Below are 18458 nucleotides of genomic sequence, written 5' to 3'. Positions count from 1 at the left end.
CCAACACAATGTGTTGCCCTGTTAGGATCGTCTTACCCCGCAGCAACCGTCTGGGCTTCCCGGGCAGCCAGGCTCTTCCGGCGATTATTCGAAATGGTGCGGTCGATGATGGCGCCGCAATTGAGGCATTTCCATGCGTAGAAGACCAGAAAGAAATCCGAAAACCGCTCCAGCAGCATCATCCCCCTGCACTTTGGACAATCCATCGATCCCTCCCAGGTGGTCACGTTCACAGCTGATGGCAAAGGGAAGCAAGAGTTGCACCAACATGTGCAATTGCAGAATTGCAATGATTTGGTGGGTACGTAGTTACACGTGGGTAGTGAATGTCCAAAACATTGACGGTGCAAGGAGGATGAACCCGTCAATGTTTTGTCGGTGTGTGTGAAAGAGAAGGGCGGAGCCTTCGTGGTCAGCCCTTCACTCGCTGTAATTCGAGATGGAGGGTCCGGGTACCATCTGCGATCCAGAGATGCCCGTCTTGGATGGTGCATTGTAACTGCATGCTGGGTTTCGCCATCGACGCCAGGGCATGGATGCCCTCCATCGGGAGCAGGGTCACGGAGAGATTCTTCAGCCGGTCGAGCGACGAACTCTGGTTCGCCCACCATATCTCCGCGCTGCGGGCTCCATAGACATAGACGATGACTTGTTTGGAGCGGCCGCTCGCCTGCCGAAGAGTCTTTTCATCCGGCTGACCGATCTCGATCCAGAGATCGATCGAGCCGGTGACATCCCGTTGCCACAGGGCCGGTTCATCTTCGGCGCTCACCCCGCGGCCGAATGACAAGGCCTCGCCTGCGTGGAGCGCGAAGGCAAGCACGCGTACCATCATGCGCTCCTCCGTCTCGGACGGATGGCGCGCCAGCGTCAGCGCATGATCCTGGAAGTACCGGCGATCCAGATCTGCAATCTGCAGCGCGGCTTTGTAGATGGTCGCGTTGGATGCCATTGTGCCAGGAACGTGTTAGGGGAGTTCGGCAATAAACATCTGTTCAACCCGCTTGCGCGCCCACGGCGTCTTGCGCAGAAACGTCAGACTCGAGTTGATCGTGGGGTGATGACGAAAACAGCGGATGGGCACTCGTGCGCCAAGTTTCACCCATCCGTGCCGTGCGACCAAGGTTGTGACAATGGTTTCCAAGGTGATGCCGTGCAAGGGATCGCGGGGATGTGCCATGGAGGGCGGTTGATTCATACCGGGCGCCTAATCGCACTCTTTGAACTGTGACTGCTGACAATGCCGCGCCATTTCGTGCGCCTCCTCGATCTGCGCAGCGGTCATTTGTGAGGTCAAATGGTCTCGACGCTTCAGAGCTGTCTCCTTCTCCTCGCCGGTCAACATGGCGGCGGCGACGGTGTACCACATAAATGCGCGAAGGACGTCTTTCCGGACGCCTCGTCCCCGCTCATACATCAGACCCAAATTGTTTTGGGGGCCGGCGTAGCCCTGCGCCGCTGCCTTGCGAAACCACGCCAGTGCCGTGGAGTGGTCCTGCCGGACGCCGCGTCCCTTTTCATACATCAGACCCAGATAGAACTGGGCCGAGGCCACTCCTTGCTCGGCCAGAGGACTGAAGAGACGGCCTGCTTGTGTATAATCGCCGCGCTCATACGAAAATTCCGCTTCTTCAATGGACTGTGCTGCAACAACGCGTTCGGGGTTCGGCCCTGACGCGCAGGCCAACATCACAAGCATGGCAAACACACAACGCCGCATCGACATCATCCTTTCACCAAGACCAATCGAAACAGAAAAGTATCGCCTCAGGGCCTGGAAGAGAAACAGATCATTGTACTTTGTGGAATCCGGCAGGTCTATGGCTTCATCTCGAAAGACAATGCGTGGCCTTATTCATGTAAGTTGGGAGGCGCCGGCTCTAACTTACGATGCTGAACGAGCACATCACCATACCGGCGCAGCCAGTCGGCAGAAGTCCCTGCTTCACTGACTAACGTGGTCATGCGAAACCACGCCTCCTTGCCGTCCGTGCTTACTGCCATGGTAACGGTGGCAGGGCGCGCCGGCGCAATGGATTTCATGTCCGAATCCGTGGACACGCATCGCAACTCGTAGGGCAACTGCCGCCCATTTACGGCAAAGGCACTCAGCTCACCGAGTTGGGCTGAACTGCAGCGATAGAATCCATCTACCTGAGCCTGTTGAGTCAATTCATACGAGATCATGCGAAGATCCCGTTGACTTCGTTCAAGGGCAATCTGAATCGGTCGCCCGGCCATAGGATGTATGGCACGATGGAAGAACCATCCGTCAGTCAGCAGTGGGGCCATCACGAAATACAGCAAGGTGAGAGCGGGCAACCATAGCCAATGCAGGGTCCTTGAGCGATTCGACAGAATGGCTGCGCTGCCCCATATTCCCACGATTCCCAAGAACACCCACGGAAGACCATCGGAGAGATAAGAATAGGCGACATAGAATTGGTCTGGTTGCCGGGTTTCCCACCACATCACGAGTCTGGCTGTACCGATCAGTAGCTCCAGTAGACAGAGATACAGAAGGAATAGGGCGGATGCCGCGAGCACGGCGCGCTTCAACCATGGCAGCATGCCCCAAGCGTAGCAAGAGGCAGTGGCCTGTCAAGCCGGGATGGTTCAAGAATGTGAGTGCTGAGCTCAATGAAACAGGCCGAGACGAGTCAATACTCATGAGTGCCCTCCATCCGACCTCCGTTGAGATGCATGGTCTTCTGCCCTTATTGAGTTGGCCAGGATTGGATCGGCACGGTGGAGATGGCATTCTGTGGCGAGCCCTCGATCACACGATCGCTATAGGCGAGATACACATAGGTCCGGCGTTTCTTGTCGAAGAATCGGACAACTTGGAGCTTCTTGAAAATCAGGGACCGGCTCTCACTGAAGACCCTTTCCCCTTCTTTCGGCTCGCCCACCACGCGAATAGGACCGACTTGACGACAGGCCAATGAGGCATCCGAGGTTTCCTCCGCCAATCCGACCATCCCTTTCAAGCCGCCTTTTTTGGATCGACTCAGATAACAGGTGATGCCTTCAATCTTTGGGTCGTCAAACGCTTCAACCACGATTTTGTGATCCGGCCCCAACATTTTGAATTCCGTGTCGACACTCCCAATTTCCTCGGCATAACTTGCCGCAACGATCGTCGTGCAACAGAGCAACATGGTCACAAAAATCTTCGCCTTCATCTATGCCTTCTCCTGTCATAGGTGAGCTGTATAGGTAAGGTATAGGTCGGGATAGGCTCAACGCAAGGGCATCGGACTGCCGGCACCGAGGTCTCAGGGGATTGAAGGGAGGAGCATCAATATCACTTACGGAGATCTAAAAAGGGGTCGGATGGTACAAAGAGGTCTGGGTGAACGTTGTTCTTATCCCAGGTTTGATTGACAACCTGAGCCTCGTTGCTACTCTACCCATGAACACTTGGGGGAGGGAGTCATGAAGGCGTAAGGTTCGTACAATTGCGGACTGCGGTCGTAATCCTGATACTTATTCTTAGCTCGGCCTGCAGCAGCGTTTCCTGCAGGCAGCCTCCAGAGGTTCCGCGGGGTTCTGCCGGGCTGCACGGTCGGGGGCAGGTCTATTTCGTTCCGATCGGGTCGTTTCCTCCCGGGATCGTACAGGAACTCGTGGCGTATTATGAGAAGAAATATGGACTCCGCATTTCGGTTCTTCCCGCACCGCTAGAACAGATTGTCGCCCAAGCCTTTAATGAGAAGAGGGGACAGTATGCCGCCGAGGAGATCGCCAAAATTCTCGGGCAGGCAGCCGTGGCGTTCGAGCCCGATTCGACGCTCATCGCCTTGATGGAGGATGATCTCTACATCCGCGAGTACAACTGGCAATATGCACTCGGCTATCGATCGGGTGGGCGAGCCGTCATCTCTTCCGCCCGCATGAGCGACACGCCGGGCGACGATGAACGACGGAAAATGCGGCTACGCAGGATGGTGACGAAGTATATCGGCGTTCTGCACTATCGCTTGCCCATGAGCTCGAATTGCCGGAGCCCCGTATTTAGCCAGATCGGAGGACCGCAGGCATTGGATTTCATGGAAGAGGATCTCTGATTCCTCACATCATCTCCATCCTGTCAAATTCCAAAACAATCGTCTCCATGAGGATGCCGCTATCCATGGCTCGCAAGGGCGAGTACGAGAGACTCACCGGACGAACATTGTCGAAGCGCCAGGTCAGCACCACGGTTGACTGGTCCTCCCCCAGCAGGTCAACCTTCACGGTACGTGGTCGAGGCGCTCTTCCCTTTCGAGCTTCATCCCACCAGGCATAGAGATCCATCGATCCCATCACCCCTCGCTTGAGGACAAGACGATTGGCAGCCGCAGCTTCAGCTCGTTCGACAGGCTGAGGCACCGTGTGAGGACGCTGAGGACCCTCGCGCTGATCAACGATGAAATCCGGGAAGATCACCTCGGCAAAACCGGCAATCAGAGACCTGCTGTCTCCTCGTCCAACATCCACGAGAAAATTCGAATTCCTGTAGGGTCGTTCACTGATGACAGCCATACTGTCCTCACTCCAGGAGAAACACCTGGACGCTACTCCATTTCGAGGCGTTCGTAGGCTAACACCAGTTCTTCCATCGCGACGTCGGTCCCCTTTGCGTTGAGTGGACCGCTCGTGTGCTTGATGATGCGTGCGCGTAAGAGCTTCCAGGTCTGTACCACGTCGGTGCGATTTTCATTCTGCAGCTGGATGGTCACGGTTCTCACGGCGTTCTGGTCGCCGTTGCGGATCTGGTCGAGCCATGCATAGAGATCCAGCGAGCCGATGATCCCGCGTTTCAGTGTGACATCGCTGGTCTTGTTCATGCCCGTCAGCTTCATCACATTGTTTTCCTTGGAGTTGCCGGTGCGGTATTCGACCACCACGGCTTCCATGCCGATGGTGCTCACCTCCTGGAAGCCTGCCTGCGGCCCCTGGGTGTTTCCGTTGCCAAGGTCGATCAGAAAGTTGAACTGGCCATAGGGACGATCGCGCAAAATCGCCATACGTATCTCCTCTCCTTTAGAGCTGCACGTCGGTGCCAATTCCTACGCCGAGCGCAACGGAAAATCAACAGGACAAACCGAAAATGTCAGTAAAAGTTCCGGTAAAATGAATAGTTGAGCCCGCACGTTGCTGCGCGCCGGCAACGTCCTGTGGGTTCCTACGCCCTGACACGAAAACCAAGAAACAGCACAGCGGGTAATTTGCAATCGCTCAACAAAGCCGGTAAGTGTTGCAGTAGTCCCACGCATACTTGTTGTACAGCAAACCCCACTGAAAGGAGACCGACCCCGATATGCCGATCCCGAAGATTCCAATGGCCACGTGTCTCTGGTTCGACAAGAATGCCGAAGAGGCGGCGAAGTTCTACGCCACGACGTTCCCCAACAGCCACGTCACCGCAGTCAACAAGTCCCCAGCCGACTACCACAACGGCAAGGCGGGCGATGTGCTGACGGTGGAGTTCACCGTATTGGGTCAGCCGTTCGTCGGCTTGAACGGTGGTCCCGACTGTGCCTTTAATCAGGCTGTGTCGTTTCAGGTATTTACTGACACCCAGGAGGAGACGGACCGCTACTGGGACGCGATCGTCAACAACGATGGACAAGCCATCGCCTGCAGCTGGTGCAAAGACAAATTTGGGCTCAGCTGGCAAATCGTACCGCGCGTACTCATAGAGGCCATGACCGGCGCGGACAAGGCCGCAGCCAAGCGCGTGATGGAGGCGATGATGGAGATGGTCAAGATCGACATCGCTCAGATCGAGGCCGCCCGGCGCGGATAACGTAGGGGCTTACGCGCGAACGGCGCCGAGCCCACATCCTTTTCTGCGATCAGAAGGGTTTCGGCCTGTACCCGTGATCGTGGCCTGACTCGTCCGCATGGCGGCTCCGCTCGCGCAGTTCCCGTTCGGCCTCCACACGGCGCCGCTCTGCCACAATCATTCGGTCGAGCTCGGCAATGTGCTGCTCGGCGAACGCTTGGACAGTCTGTCGTTCGTCTGTGAGCCAGCGCGTCAGCGACTCCTTCCTAACCCGCCAGGCTTCCGCCAGTCCGAATTCACCGGAGACCACGCCGGTGCTATTGATGCTGGCTCGGACTCCGCTCATTGTGCGATCGTCATCTGAAAAGCGCGACACAATCTCTTTCAGGACGCCGTCGGTGGATGTCGAACCAAGATAATTCTGGAGAAGCGCCAGAGCGAACTCTGCCTCCGTGTCGCCGCCGGCTTTGACCACCTCGCCGAGCGCGGCCGCGAACTCGGGCGTGCAGGTGGGGAACGCTCTGTTGAGCAGGCTCCCGCCTCGAAAGCGGAATTCCGCCCGGTCTTGAGCAAACCACGCCAGTCCCTTGTTGACGGCGAGCGCCGGGTCTTTTGACAGCACGGCTTCCAGCCCTTGGAACTCAAACGGCGCCGGCTCGGCCTGTTCGCCGTCGCCGTCCTCCGACTTCCTTGCGAGCCGAGCGGTCATCACGTCGTCGAGTCGCTGCCGTTCAGTCTCTCTCATTCGCACAAAAGCCAGTCCGGCGGTGTCCTCGTTCGCCCACTGCACATCAGCCCCATCAATCATCAGCGCCCACTCCAAGCCGGGTACCGCGATGCGCAGTTCTAGCGAGAGGCCAGGCAACATCAGGAGCGGGCTCTCCAGCCGGCACCCGCTCGTTGAGAGATCGAGAATGGTGCCTGTCCCTTCGGACTGTACGGAGCCCGACACCATGGCGAGAAAATGCACACCAACCCGGGGCGCAGTCCGCTGATCCTCTGCCTTCAGATTCATAACTGATCGATCCTCCGCTTTCTCACCAATGAGACCCATCACTCACCCCTCAGAAAGAAATAGGGGAGAGGGAACTTGTTCTTGTATCCTGATTGATCCCGTGCGCGTTGTTCGTTCAGGGACACATTATCCCGCGTCGGTAGGTTAACCGGCAACAGCCCTTCGAACGAAATAAGGACGAGGCATGCCGGAGCTTCTCACGAAGTCGATGCATCGCTGTTAAGAAAAGACTCCCGACCCCTTCTCATAAGTCTATAAAATCTCATCAATTTCCATTTTGGTCTGTTCTGGGTCCCAGTGGACCACACAGCAGACGATTGTATGAGTCTGAGGATGACCGCTTGATTACGGATACTCCCTGCTGTAGCTTTGTCGCAAATGCCAGGTGCCCTTACTGCGGCAGATAGGGTTATCATCGACGTACGCGGTCACGGTAAGGAATCAATTACAGATACGGTTGGACAACACGATAAAAAGCTGAAGGTGATCATCAAAGGGCAGTAATCATTATCGACTGGTAACAACAGCTGCGTCTGTGGTGGTTTGAAGACCAACAGAAGGTGTGTGAGTCGCTCAGGAGGCTCGATGGGAAGGCGCATCTTCGTTCTCCGTCCCCTCCGTAGCAGGCGTCCGATAGCGACCCACACTGCCATCCTTTTTCTGCTCACCGCGTCAATACTTCTTGTCAACCTGAGTGAGGCCTCGGCCGGCAGTCTCTTCGAACAGTGCCGTGACAAATTGGCCCAGGCACGACACCTCGGGCTCCTCGCCGATTTTGAGTGGAAGCCCCCCAGAACTCCGAAGGTCGTCGTTGGTAGGGAATTCTTTAGGATTCCGTTCGAGGCAAAGAAAGAACTAGTGGAGACAGTCAACTGTTATGTGGTGAAGGGAAGACGCGGTTACGTCAATTTTCCCATTCTCGAATGGATGAATCACCGCACGATCGGCGAATGGAGAGACGGCCATCTAAGGATTTCGTGACTGCGCGGGAGGCGGGCACGTCACTTTGCCTTCGTTAAAAGTTCTTTCAGTTTGCTATACCCAGGGGCTTCCGGATGGCAATAATATTCGGTCAGAGATCCGTTCCCGTTCCGGATCGAAATGCGGAAGCTCTTGCCGTGGGCCTCGATTCTGACCGCTTCTGAGATGTTCAGGTACAGATCCTGATTCACCTGGACGATGTTATCCACCTACGACATTCCTCTGTAAGAGTTACCGCAAAGCGACACGACGCTTGCGCGTACCGCCCGGCGACTTCGTTCTCCATTTGCGCTGTCCGTTTTTCTCCTGGGAGCGAGCGAGAGTCGCGGAGCTAAAGCCGCAGTTTGAGGCTTCGATGATGAGACGGCGAACCTGCTCAATCGAGAGTGTGGCCGAGGTCATTGCCGGATCGCGCAGTCCCAGAACATCCCAGCGGAGGGTCTTTTTACCATGAACCTTTCTGCGTCTGGGCGAGGCCTTCGTCCACCAGGGTATGCTCATCGGGATTCTCCTTTGCAAAAGGGTTTGATCCGAGCAATGCGCGGCAGCTTAGATACTATATGGACGCTTGGTTACGGGGGAGTTGCGGCAGGGTAAATTCTCGTTCATGTGTATATATAAAAGGTGTCAGGAACCTTTTATTGACACGAGGCGATCAGTCGGCGTACAGTGCTCCATCATGGGCCGTCCGTTACGAGCTGCCGTCGGGGGCATGATCTATCATGTTCTGAATCGAGCGAATGGCCGGCTGCCGCTGTTCGAAAAGCCCGCCGACTATGTGGCCTTCGAGAAGGTGCTTGGGGAAGCGCAGGATCGTTTCCCCATGCGGATGTTGGCCTACTGTCTGATGCCCAACCACTGGCATCTGGTGCTGTGGCCGCGGCGAGACGAAGAGCTTTCACGCTTTATGGCGTGGGTGACGCTGACGCACACCCAGCGCTGGCATGCCCACCGGCATTCTGCTGGCGCAGGCCATGTCTATCAAGGGCGGTTCAAATCCTTTCCTGTGCAGGCGGATGAGCACTTCCTATCGGTGTGTCGGTATGTCGAGCGGAACGCCTTACGAGGCAACCTTGTGACTCGCGTGGAAGAGTGGCGCTGGTCCAGTTTGTGGCAGAGAGGACAGCACAGGGCCAATGCAACAGCCTTCTTGTCCGAATGGCCGGTGGCTCGACCTCGAAGCTGGGTGAAGTGGGTGAATGAGGCGCAGACGGATACGGAACTCGAAGCGCTGCGTCGGTCTGTCTGTCGGGGGCAACCCTTCGGCGCGGAGGATTGGGTGCGACGTACCGCGAACCGGCTGGACTTGGAGGGAACCCTCAGACCGCGCGGGCGGCCAAAGCTCACAAAAGGTTCCTGACACCTTTTAGGCTTTTCCTGACACCTTTTAGGCTTTCCTTTTAGGCTTTTTAGGCTTTCGTGTTGCCTCCAAGCATGGCATCGCAGCAGTTCGCACCCGCGGGCCAGTTCTTCTCGATGACCTTTCCACCGCTCATCCGCAATCGTCCAGTCCAGGAGTTCCGCGGTACGGTCTAAAGCCTGTTCGCCGCGTTGCCGATCTTTTTCATACCAACAGGTGACGTCTGGCACGTCGGTGCCGACATTGGCCAGTTGGTCCACGAGTGAAAGCGTGTGCCATCGTTCCACAGCTAATTGCTTGTGAAGAGGTGTTATCCTGTTTCGCAACCTTGTACCAATTGACCGTGTCAAAGTAAGCGGGTACGGCTCGCAAGATTGCGGTTTGGGCGGGCTTCTGTCAATCCCAAATTTGACCGAATGATGGTTGAGGACGCACGATGCGCTCTCAATCGCGACATAATAAAGACGAGGCTATCTGAGGGATGTATCTAAAGGAGACTCGGCCAGGCTTTGGCCAGGACGAGTGCCGCTGCGGCGGCTAGATGCTCAACGCCAGTTTTTTCTTCCGCGGTAGGGGTGCGGTGGTCGCGGAAATAGGTGCCAAAGGTACCGAGAATGGTTCCAGCCACGGATTTGATCGGCATGCTCCAGGCACCCATGAAGCCCAGCGCCATCGGCAGGTGACGCAGTTCGGCCCACTTGTCATCGGCCCGGAAGTCCGGGGTTTCGATGACGCTTCCCGTCGCCGCTGCGGCCGCGCACGTGCCGACTCCGATGTCAGGTTTCAACCGATCGATTGCGGTGAGATAGTCTGCCGGAAGGCTGGGTGACGCGCCGTTCCGGAGCAAGCCGTCCTTATCAATCACCAAAATCGACACCGACGATCCGGGACCAGCCAAGACTTCTCCGGCCTTCGCGAGACGGGTCAGTATCTCCTGGCTCGGGGTGCCGGCATCCAACATCTGCTGCACCTCTTCGCAGGCCGCCAAGATGAAGGAATTATTTTGCGTTTCGGTGAGGGGAGTAACCATAGATGATTCTTGTGTGGATATCGACTGTCTTCCATCAAACCTGAGTGGACAGGGACATCATTCTACCGCGTGCCCTCCGCGTCCGCAATGGTGAGTATTCAGGCACTTCGGACGAACTGCCAGGCCGCGGCTATCGTGTATTTCAATGGTGAAGACAGGATTCGCAGCCAGCCGAGGGAGCCGGGTTGACTCGTCTTTTCTAGAAATTTATTATTTGCCGTCCATTTCATGCAGACCCGTCTAACCTTCTATAAGAGAGGAGCTCATGATCACTCATCTCACTCAGGCCGCGCGTCGTCCGTTCGCGGAAACCGGCTTTCCCGGCGTGACGTGTTCCACTATCTGGAGCGAAAACGGGAACGGCTCAGACTTTATCGCATTCAAGGCTGGTGCTCGCTTTCCACTTCACGACCATGAGGGTCCGGAAGAGATCGTCATACTATCGGGCAAGATTCGTTTTGGGGACAAGGTGGTTTCGGCAGGGGACTACCTGAAGGCCGGGCCGGGCGATGTACACGATGCCGAAGCGCTCGAGGATTCAGTCTTCTTCATCGCCCATGTGGGCGGTGCAGTAGTCAAAGACTGACTCGATCCCAGCGAAGCAGGCGGCCTCTGCACTGGTATAGCGGATGCATGAGGGCCGTGACTTTTCCGACCCGCTCATCGGCCGGCTCTGGCTGCCATCGCGAAGTGGAAAAAATAGCGGTCGAGGGAGGCTAAGTCACTGCCGTACGTATGCCCTCCAAACATCGCATCGCAGAGCAGTTCGCGCGCGCGGGTTAACTCTTTCCGCCGACCTTTCCACCGCTCATCCGCAATCGTCAAGTCCAGCAGTTCTACGGCACGGTCGAAAGCCTGTTCGCAGTGTTGCCGATCCTTTTCATACCAACGGGCAGCGCGTGCCACGTCGCTCCCGACATTGGCCAGTTGCTCCATGAGTGAAAGCGTGTGCCATCGTCCCGCGGCTAATTGCTCATGAAGTGGTGACATAGTGGCCAGCTAGCCTTGTACTAATCGATTGACGATGGCCGTGACCGCGTCACGGATCTCAGCACGCTCGACGTATCGAGAACGGTTTCCTCCGGATGGACGTACATTGATCATCGAATCGAATTCAATCCACTCTGAAGGCGGCCGTTCAGGATAGAGATTGATGCCCCACAGGTTTCTTTGCAGCGAGCCTTGCTCTAGGAGCATGGCTTCCTCGTCGGAATGCAGTTCCCCACCGATGGCCATAATGCCTTGTTCTACATCCACCACGGCCTTCACCATGTCACCGAACTGTTGTTGCGCCATCGTGCTCAGGTCGGCCTTGGTCACACTTGTGCGGATGACGATAATTTCCATAATGCTCGCAGCATGAATGTATGTGGGTACGGCCCGCAAGATTGCGGATTACGCAGGCTTCTGTCAATCGCAAACTCGACTGACGGAATGCTGAGGACCATACTGCTGGTCCGACAAAGCCAATTTGATTCCGCAGATCTTCTTCTCCGCCTTTCTAGTGGGGTAGTCAGGTGCTTTCCTTCTTGCGCGCATTGAGGGACCACAGTTTCACCGTGAGGCCTCAGCGAGCACAAGGACTATCTGGCCGCTCCGTTCCCACTCTTGCATATCAATCTCGAGCCCCCGTACAATGTATTTTTCGGGCCTAACTCATTGGCTTTCCAGTCTTTTGAGCAATTTGACGAGGGCAGATAGGCCGGGATGAAAGTCGAGTATTCCAAGGGGAACCGGGCGTCGAAGGAGCTGATACAGCTCCACCGCCGGAGCTCTTTCGAGGCCAGCGGACGGAAGATGAAGGTCATGCTGATCTTCCCACCGGACTGGTATCCCTCGGAACCCTATCTCAGCCTTCCCTCGCTCACCTCCGTCCTCCGCCAAGCCGGCCATACGGTCATCCAAAAAGACATCAATTGCGAGATGTGGGACTGGTACTTCAGCGAGGATTTTCTGAAGAAGGTCCTGCGCAAAGTGCCGCAGCAGTTGGATCGGCTCCGCAAGCTGGCGAAAAAGCGCGATCTCGCCGAGTGGGAGATGGATGTGCAGCTCGCGCTCTGCGATGTGACGCGTCCGCGGATGGAAAAGTTGATCCGTGATGCGGCGGAAGCGAAGCACATCGTAAGGAATGATAAGTTCTATGATATTGACAAGTTGGAATGGTCACTTCAAGTCTTTCGAGAAGTTACATCGATCGCATCTTTGGTCTATGCTCCTGCGCGAATCTGCATGCCGCCGATGGAAACGGATCTCTCGTACAAACCGTACGTCTCGGCCGAGGTGATGGATGCGGTGCAGGATGAACAGGTCAACGTGTACCGGGACGTGTTCGACCATTTGGTCAAGCCGGTGATCCAGGCCGAGCAGCCGGACGTGGTCGGCATCTCGATCGTGTTGCAGCAGCAAATGTTTTCGTCGATGACCTTCTGCGCCCTCATCAAACAGCACTTCCCTCACATCCACATCACGATCGGCGGCAATACGGTGACGCGCCTGCGCGATGTGCTGCCGCAGTCACCTCTCTTTCACTATTTCGACAGCGCCGTGGTCTATGAAGGGGAGACGGCGTTCACGCAACTGGTCGAAGCGGTCGGCGCCAAGCAGAGGTTGGCCGATGTGCCGAACGCGATCTATAAAGACGAGACGGGTGTTCATGTGTCCCCGATGAGCTATGCGGAGGATATGGCCGCGCTGCCGCCGCCGGACTTCGACGGATTGCCGCTCGAGAAGTATTTCGTTCCCACCCGTGTGTTGCCCTATCTGGCGACGCGGGGGTGTTACTGGGGCCGTTGCGAGTTCTGCGACCATGGCGAGGGCTACACCGCCGGCTACCGATCGAAGAAGATCCAGGACATTCTCGCCGACATCACCTATCTGCGCGACAAGTACGGCGTCAAACATTTTCATTTTACCGATGAGTCCTATCCGCCCGCGCTGTTTCGCAAGCTCTCGCGAGGATTGGTCGAGAGCAAAATGGACATCTTCTGGACGACGCACATGCGGTTCGAGAAGAGTCTGTTGGAAGACGCTGTCTGGCAGGATGCGAAAGAGTCGGGCTGCCGCTATCTGCACTTCGGCTATGAGTCGGGAGTCGAGCGGGTCTTGCAGCTAATGGACAAGGCGACGACGGCAGAGGTCATGACGAAGCACCTCAAGCTCACGGCGGAGGCGGGGATCTGGAACCACTGCATGGGCTTCTTTGGTTTTCCCGGCGAGACGAAGGAGGAAGCGTGGCAGTCGGTGCAATTCCTCGAACAGAACAAAGACCATGTTCATTCGCTGGGGTTCGGGACGTTCGATCTCGGCCGGCATAATCCGGTGGCCAAGCATCCGGAGAAGTGGGGCGTGACGGCGTACAAGAATCCGGATTGGGATCTCGCGCTGGATTACTACTACACGGTGAAGAACGGGATGAGCATCGAAGAGGCGGAGCGGGTGTTCGAGCAGTTCGAGCGCAACCACAATCCTGGCTGGGATTTGCGCCTCTATATTCGGGAGTACATCTTTCTCTATATCTCAAGGTTTGGTTTAGGAAAGCTCAATGATCTTCAGTATCGAGCGGTCAAGACGATTGGGGTAATACATACGTTAGCGGGGAAGATGTAGGGGCGTGGGCTACACAATGACTGACCTGCTTCAAATAGATAGCCTCGTCCCGTTGGCTAAGGCTGACCAGAAGAAATCCAAGGTCATGCTCATTTTTCCGCCCGAATGGGTGCCGACGGCGCCGTATCTCGCCCTGCCTTCGCTCACCGCTGTTTTGCGCGAGGCCGGGCATACGGTCATCCAACGCGATATCAATATCGGGATGTGGGATCACTTCTTCAGCATGGAGTTTCTGATCTGGGTGAAGGCTCGATTGGGCATGCAACTGAAGGCTCTGCAAGAGAAAGAGAAGGCGGGCGTCCTGGCCGAACGGGACATCAGTCAGATGGCGGTCGTCGAGCAGGCCAATACTATCGACGTTTTTGATCTGGCGGATCGAGCCGAGGATGCCAAGCGAATCGTACGCGGCGAGCGTTTCTATGAGGCCGAGACGCTGGAAGGGGCGCTGAATACGTTCCGCGAGACGATGGCCTATATCTCCGCGGCCTACTATCCCGCCTCGCTCGTGTTTTATCCGATGGAAAGCAATCTCGGCTATCGCCCCGGAGTTTCGAAGGAAGTGTTTGCCTGTTTGGAAGACGAGCAGGTGAACGTCTATCGGGATCTCTGCAATCAGCTGGTCATGCCGGACGTAGCGAGAGAGCAGCCTGATGTGATCGGGATTTCCATCGGAACGCAGATGCAGCTGTTGGCCGGTCTGACCTTCGGCAAGATGATCAAAGAAACCTTTCCGCACGTCCACGTGGTGGTCGGCGGCAACATCATCACCCGGCTGCATGAAGACCTCGTCAATCACGAGAGATTTTTCACTGAAGTCTTTGACTCAGCTATTCTTTATGAAGGTGAGCATGCATTGTTGTGGCTCATCGAAGCGTTGAACGGTCAGCGGCTGCTCGCTTCCGTCCCCAACTTGATCTATCGCGATGCATCGGGTCTCCACCGCAATCCGGAAATCTACACTGAGAAGACGGCTGCGCTTCCCTTGCCGGATTTTGAGGGGATGCCATTGGATCGCTACTTCGTTCCTGAACTCATCATTCCCTACTTGGCGACGCGCGGCTGCTATTGGGGCCGCTGTACGTTCTGCGACCATGGCCAGGGGTATTTCGATCAGTACCGGGGCATGCCGGCCCAACTGGTGATCGATCAGATCAAGGCGCTGCGCGATAAGTACCGTTGCCGGCACTTTTTGTTCAGCGATGAGTCCTATCCGCCGGCCTTGTTCAAGAAGGTCTCACAGCTGTTAGTCGACCAAGACGTCGGAATCAAGTGGACGACGCTCATTCGCTTTGAAGAAACACTTCAAGATCAAGCGACCTGGGACCTCGCGGCCAAGGCCGGTTGCTGCACGCTGTATTATGGGATGGAATCGGCGAACGAGCGGGTCTTGAACCTCATGGACAAGCATGCCAAGAAGAGTGTCATCCAGCGTAATCTCGTGATGGCGGCGCAGGCCGGAATTTGGAACCATGTGATGGCCTTCTATGGATTCCCTGGTGAAACGCTCGAGGAGGCGATGGAAACCCGCGGGTTCGTCCTAGAGAACCAGCCGGTGATCCACTCCCTGGAACTGTTTTACTTCGTCGCCTATCGCCACACGCCGATGGTGCGGCGCCCGGAACAATTCGGCATGACGATTCACAAGCAGGAAGAGTACGATCTCCCGTTGGACTACTACTATACGTTGAATGACCCGAGCACGCTGTCGTGCCTCGACGCGATGCAGCTCTGTGAGGAATTCTATAAGCACGATTTTCATCCCTGGGCCGTGCGCGTGAACTCCCGCGAGCACGTGTTTCTCTATATCTCGAAGTTCGGGACGAACCGGTTGCCGCAAATCTATGCGCGGCAGGCACAACCGGTCGGTTCGCCCGAAGGGGTGTCAGGGTTGATTACTTGGCCGGTGGCCCATTCGCAAGGGGACGAAGGGATGTCGCGCGTCACAAGTCACGAGGTCGGCGGCTGAAGGCTACTGGGCGGTGGGTTCGTCATCCGGGACGAGGACAGCCGAGAGCAACGCGTAGGCGGCTTCAATGGTCCGAGTCATGGCTTCGGCTTTCTGAAACATCTGCATGTAGGTCTTAGGATTGTTGGTGAGGCCGGCATAGCGCGAAGGATTCCAGGTATACAGCTGCACACGTCTCGCCCGCTCCAGGTCTTCGGAGGTGATGGGGAAGGCGAGGTCCAGAACCTCCATGGCGTGGGCGATGTCTTGTTCGGTCATGTGGTCCACGGCGCCGAGTCTGACAAAATTGGATTCGACCTGTCAAATCAGGCCGATGGTTTTTTTGTGTCGTCAGGATATCCGAAATGAACACCAAGGAGGGGAAACAGTGAACGGCTCCCGAAATAATCATGGCTGAAGAGCGGTCTCTCAAATTCTATCAAGCAGACGTCTTTACCGCTCAGCCGTTTGGGGGCAATCCTGTCGCCGTGTTTCCCGATGCGGACGGTCTCACCGACGATGAGCTGCAACAGATCGCACGGGAGATGAACTTGTCGGAAACGGTGTTCGTCTTCCCGCCGACCGACCCTGCCGCGGTTGCGCGGTTGCGCATTTTCACCCCGACGCAGGAGATTCCGTTTGCCGGTCATCCGGTGTTGGGCACGTTTTACGTATTGGCCCAATTAAAACGAATCCCAACGCAAGACGGCATCACGCGCGTGATGCAGGAGTGTAACATCGGGCTGTTTCCCCTCGAATTGCACTCGGAGCAAGGCCGTGTGGTGCGAGTCGTCATGTCGCAACCCAAGCCGGAATTTCTCGACCCCATCGATGCGATCGACGACGTGTATCTGGTCGGAAGAGCCCTTGGCTTACCGAAGCACGTGATTGTCGATACCAAATGGCCGCTCCAAGTCGTATCGACTGGTTTGCCGGTCTTGATCGTGCCGGTGCGGACGTTGACGGCCGTACGGTCGATCAATCCTGACGCGTCGGCCATCATCAACGTCTGCGAGCGCTTCGGCGCCAACGGCATCATGGTCTTCACGACGGTGACGGTCGAATCGTTCGCCTCCGTCCACGCGAGAATGTTTGCCCCGAAGATCGGAATCCTGGAGGACCCCGCCACCGGGAGCGCCGGCGGGGCGCTCGGCGCCTATCTGGTTCAGAACGGCGTGGTGGAGGTCGGACCCACCACGGACCTGCTCATCGAGCAAGGGTACGAGATCGATCGGCCATCCAGGATACTTGTCCAGGTGGAGTCGGATGACGAGGTCATCCAGGGCGTGAGGGTCGGCGGCCAGTGTGTGATGGTGGTGGAGGGGACCTTGAAGTTTTGAAACCGCAGGCCGTGCCTATTTAGAGAGGCCGGTATGGTTGTCCTCCTGCTCGCCGCACGGGGCACACAAGTTCCATTTATATATGTAAGTCAAGGGCGGTGCTCGTTCAACGCGCGCAATCGAGGATCAACCATACCGTCCTCGGTGCGTTCGACCGTCCCGTGGTTTCAAAACTTCATGTACGAGGAGGGTGTGGAGAGATGAAGGCTGTGGTGTTTCGCGAGCATGGTGGAGCGGACAAGCTTGCGTATGACGAGCTGCCGATGCCGCAGGTCGGGCCGCAAGAAGTTTTGGTTCGGGTACAGGCCTGCGCGCTGAATCATCTCGACATCTGGGTGAGACAGGGAAGCCCTGCCTATACCGTTCCCTTCCCACATGTCCTTGGTTCCGATGTCTCCGGAACGGTCGAAGAAATAGGGGCTCAAGTCGAAGGCGTCACTCGCGGGGCGCGGGTTTTTGTGTCACCCGGCGTCAGTTGCTGGAGATGCGAGTATTGCCTGGCAGGCCGTGACAATATGTGCCGGACATATGGGCTTCTTGGAGCCGTGCGGCATGGCGGGTATGCCGAGTATGTCGCGGTTCCGTTCCAGAATGTCCTGCCGATACCTGAGAATCTGTCGTTCCAGCAGGCCGCCGCGTTCCCGCTGGTCTCGGTCACGGCCTCGCATATGCTGTTCGCATTGGCGGGACTTCAGCATGGGGAAACCATTCTCGTGATGGGAGCGGGGAGCGGCGTCGGCATGATGGCCGTGCAGCTGGCGAAGCTGGCGGGGGCGCGCGTACTGACGACGGTCGGGAGCGACGACAAGATTCCCAAGGCCGTCATTTTGGGAGCCGATGCCGTCATCCATCACGGCAAGGAGAATGTAGCGGAGCGAGTCCGGTTGTTGACGGAAGGCCGTGGCGTTGATGTCGTCGTCGAACACATCGGACCGGAGGTCTGGAACACCTGCGTCGAATCCCTCGCCAAAGGCGGGCGATTGGTTACGTGCGGCGCAACGACCGGTGGCGAGGTCTCGTTGAATCTGCGCTATGTCTATTCCCGCCAGTTGACGATCAAGGGCTCCTATATGGGCACGCGGGCGGAGCTGGTGAAAGCCACGGAACTCATGGGGCAAGGGCGGTTGATTTCCGTGATCGATCGAACGTTTCCGCTCCGGGAAGCCCGGGCCGCGCAAGAGCTCATGATCAGCCGGAAGTTTTTCGGCAAGATCGTACTGGTCTGCTAAGTTGGGATGTGGCTTGCTGTGCCTGTCCGTCCGGCGACCGTGCCAGAGTGTGACGAACATTCTGCTATGCGTGTAAACAGCCTCGCAGGTGTCTGACCATTCGTGATAATCTACGTCCGGCCGAACGATGCCGGTGTTCGCACGTCGGCAATCTATCGCGATACTGATACGATGAATCT

The 18458-nt window shown here is 56.7% G+C and carries 24 protein-coding genes; 9 read left to right on the top strand and 15 right to left on the bottom strand.

Annotated elements, in window-relative coordinates; translation table 11 throughout:
* Positions 1–32 precede the first annotated feature (32 nt).
* The 6 genes from H8K04_10445 to H8K04_10420 form a co-directional block, all read right to left on the bottom strand.
* A complete protein-coding gene (locus H8K04_10445) occupies positions 33–206 on the bottom strand; it encodes a hypothetical protein (GenBank protein UVT14285.1) in 174 nt (57 codons plus the stop codon).
* A gap of 206 nt (positions 207–412) precedes the next feature.
* The gene (locus H8K04_10440) at positions 413–952 is read right to left on the bottom strand and encodes a YaeQ family protein (protein UVT14284.1); all 540 of its coding nucleotides are present in this window, start codon (positions 950–952) and stop codon (positions 413–415) included.
* A 15-nt stretch (positions 953–967) separates the two neighbouring features.
* Complete coding sequence (locus H8K04_10435; protein UVT17944.1) at positions 968–1180, bottom strand: DUF2132 domain-containing protein; 213 nt, start codon at positions 1178–1180, stop codon at positions 968–970.
* Between the two features lie 27 nt (positions 1181–1207).
* The gene (locus H8K04_10430; protein UVT14283.1) at positions 1208–1720 is read right to left on the bottom strand and encodes a sel1 repeat family protein; all 513 of its coding nucleotides are present in this window, start codon (positions 1718–1720) and stop codon (positions 1208–1210) included.
* Between the two features lie 131 nt (positions 1721–1851).
* Positions 1852–2571: a hypothetical protein gene (locus H8K04_10425; GenBank protein ID UVT14282.1), complete on the bottom strand. Its 720-nt coding sequence runs from the start codon at positions 2569–2571 to the stop codon at positions 1852–1854.
* A gap of 146 nt (positions 2572–2717) precedes the next feature.
* The gene (locus H8K04_10420; GenBank protein UVT14281.1) at positions 2718–3185 is read right to left on the bottom strand and encodes a CreA family protein; all 468 of its coding nucleotides are present in this window, start codon (positions 3183–3185) and stop codon (positions 2718–2720) included.
* A gap of 444 nt (positions 3186–3629) precedes the next feature.
* Here H8K04_10420 and H8K04_10415 point away from each other — a divergent pair, with 444 nt between their 5' ends.
* Positions 3630–4070 (top strand): hypothetical protein, encoded by a 441-nt coding sequence (locus tag H8K04_10415; protein ID UVT14280.1) that lies wholly within the window; start codon positions 3630–3632, stop codon positions 4068–4070.
* A gap of 4 nt (positions 4071–4074) precedes the next feature.
* Here H8K04_10415 and H8K04_10410 read toward each other — a convergent pair whose 3' ends face one another.
* Together H8K04_10410 and H8K04_10405 are read right to left on the bottom strand one after the other, a co-directional pair.
* Positions 4075–4527 carry a phage tail protein gene (locus H8K04_10410; protein ID UVT14279.1) on the bottom strand — a complete coding sequence of 151 codons (453 nt, stop codon included), beginning with the start codon at positions 4525–4527 and terminating at the stop codon, positions 4075–4077.
* Positions 4528–4559: 32 nt separating this feature from the next.
* Positions 4560–5012, bottom strand: a complete 453-nt coding sequence (locus tag H8K04_10405) for a phage tail protein (protein ID UVT14278.1) — start codon at positions 5010–5012, stop codon at positions 4560–4562.
* Positions 5013–5305: 293 nt separating this feature from the next.
* Between H8K04_10405 and H8K04_10400 the strand changes: the two genes are divergently transcribed.
* On the top strand, positions 5306–5794 hold the full coding sequence (locus H8K04_10400) for a VOC family protein (GenBank protein ID UVT14277.1): 489 nt from the start codon (positions 5306–5308) through the stop codon (positions 5792–5794).
* 49 nt (positions 5795–5843) lie between these two features.
* Here the strand turns inward: H8K04_10400 and H8K04_10395 are convergent, their stop codons facing one another.
* Positions 5844–6827 carry a PilZ domain-containing protein gene (locus H8K04_10395; GenBank protein ID UVT14276.1) on the bottom strand — a complete coding sequence of 328 codons (984 nt, stop codon included), beginning with the start codon at positions 6825–6827 and terminating at the stop codon, positions 5844–5846.
* A gap of 546 nt (positions 6828–7373) precedes the next feature.
* On the opposite strand from H8K04_10395, the gene H8K04_10390 reads away from it, so the two are divergent.
* Positions 7374–7769, top strand: a complete 396-nt coding sequence (locus H8K04_10390) for a hypothetical protein (protein UVT14275.1) — start codon at positions 7374–7376, stop codon at positions 7767–7769.
* A gap of 20 nt (positions 7770–7789) precedes the next feature.
* On the opposite strand, the gene H8K04_10385 is transcribed toward H8K04_10390, so the two are convergent.
* Positions 7790–7978, bottom strand: a complete 189-nt coding sequence (locus H8K04_10385) for a hypothetical protein (protein UVT14274.1) — start codon at positions 7976–7978, stop codon at positions 7790–7792.
* Positions 7979–8000: 22 nt separating this feature from the next.
* Positions 8001–8270: a hypothetical protein gene (locus H8K04_10380; GenBank protein ID UVT14273.1), complete on the bottom strand. Its 270-nt coding sequence runs from the start codon at positions 8268–8270 to the stop codon at positions 8001–8003.
* A gap of 178 nt (positions 8271–8448) precedes the next feature.
* Between H8K04_10380 and H8K04_10375 the strand changes: the two genes are divergently transcribed.
* The gene (locus H8K04_10375) at positions 8449–9129 is read left to right on the top strand and encodes a transposase (GenBank protein ID UVT14272.1); all 681 of its coding nucleotides are present in this window, start codon (positions 8449–8451) and stop codon (positions 9127–9129) included.
* A gap of 487 nt (positions 9130–9616) precedes the next feature.
* Here the strand turns inward: H8K04_10375 and H8K04_10370 are convergent, their stop codons facing one another.
* Positions 9617–10159: a GAF domain-containing protein gene (locus tag H8K04_10370; protein UVT14271.1), complete on the bottom strand. Its 543-nt coding sequence runs from the start codon at positions 10157–10159 to the stop codon at positions 9617–9619.
* A gap of 265 nt (positions 10160–10424) precedes the next feature.
* On the opposite strand from H8K04_10370, the gene H8K04_10365 reads away from it, so the two are divergent.
* Entirely contained in the window at positions 10425–10745 is a 321-nt protein-coding gene (locus tag H8K04_10365) for a cupin domain-containing protein (GenBank protein UVT14270.1), read from the top strand.
* 74 nt (positions 10746–10819) lie between these two features.
* On the opposite strand, the gene H8K04_10360 is transcribed toward H8K04_10365, so the two are convergent.
* Together H8K04_10360 and H8K04_10355 are read right to left on the bottom strand one after the other, a co-directional pair.
* Positions 10820–11149, bottom strand: a complete 330-nt coding sequence (locus H8K04_10360; protein ID UVT14269.1) for a hypothetical protein — start codon at positions 11147–11149, stop codon at positions 10820–10822.
* A 9-nt stretch (positions 11150–11158) separates the two neighbouring features.
* Positions 11159–11500: a hypothetical protein gene (locus H8K04_10355; GenBank protein UVT17943.1), complete on the bottom strand. Its 342-nt coding sequence runs from the start codon at positions 11498–11500 to the stop codon at positions 11159–11161.
* A 366-nt stretch (positions 11501–11866) separates the two neighbouring features.
* Here H8K04_10355 and H8K04_10350 point away from each other — a divergent pair, with 366 nt between their 5' ends.
* Both H8K04_10350 and H8K04_10345 read left to right on the top strand, forming a co-directional pair.
* A complete protein-coding gene (locus tag H8K04_10350) occupies positions 11867–13765 on the top strand; it encodes a radical SAM protein (protein UVT14268.1) in 1899 nt (632 codons plus the stop codon).
* Between the two features lie 16 nt (positions 13766–13781).
* Entirely contained in the window at positions 13782–15731 is a 1950-nt protein-coding gene (locus H8K04_10345) for a radical SAM protein (protein UVT14267.1), read from the top strand.
* Between the two features lie 3 nt (positions 15732–15734).
* Here the strand turns inward: H8K04_10345 and H8K04_10340 are convergent, their stop codons facing one another.
* Positions 15735–15989, bottom strand: coding sequence for a hypothetical protein (locus tag H8K04_10340; protein UVT14266.1), 255 nt, complete (start codon positions 15987–15989; stop codon positions 15735–15737).
* 131 nt (positions 15990–16120) lie between these two features.
* On the opposite strand from H8K04_10340, the gene H8K04_10335 reads away from it, so the two are divergent.
* Both H8K04_10335 and H8K04_10330 read left to right on the top strand, forming a co-directional pair.
* On the top strand, positions 16121–17050 hold the full coding sequence (locus H8K04_10335; GenBank protein UVT14265.1) for a PhzF family phenazine biosynthesis protein: 930 nt from the start codon (positions 16121–16123) through the stop codon (positions 17048–17050).
* Positions 17051–17250: 200 nt separating this feature from the next.
* Positions 17251–18279, top strand: a complete 1029-nt coding sequence (locus tag H8K04_10330) for a zinc-binding dehydrogenase (GenBank protein UVT14264.1) — start codon at positions 17251–17253, stop codon at positions 18277–18279.
* Positions 18280–18458 lie beyond the last annotated feature (179 nt).

This window comes from Nitrospira sp. (assembly GCA_024760525.1).
GTDB lineage: Bacteria > Nitrospirota > Nitrospiria > Nitrospirales > Nitrospiraceae > Nitrospira_D.
Note: the sequence above shows the minus strand (reverse complement) of the source record. Positions and strands in the feature narration are given on the sequence as shown.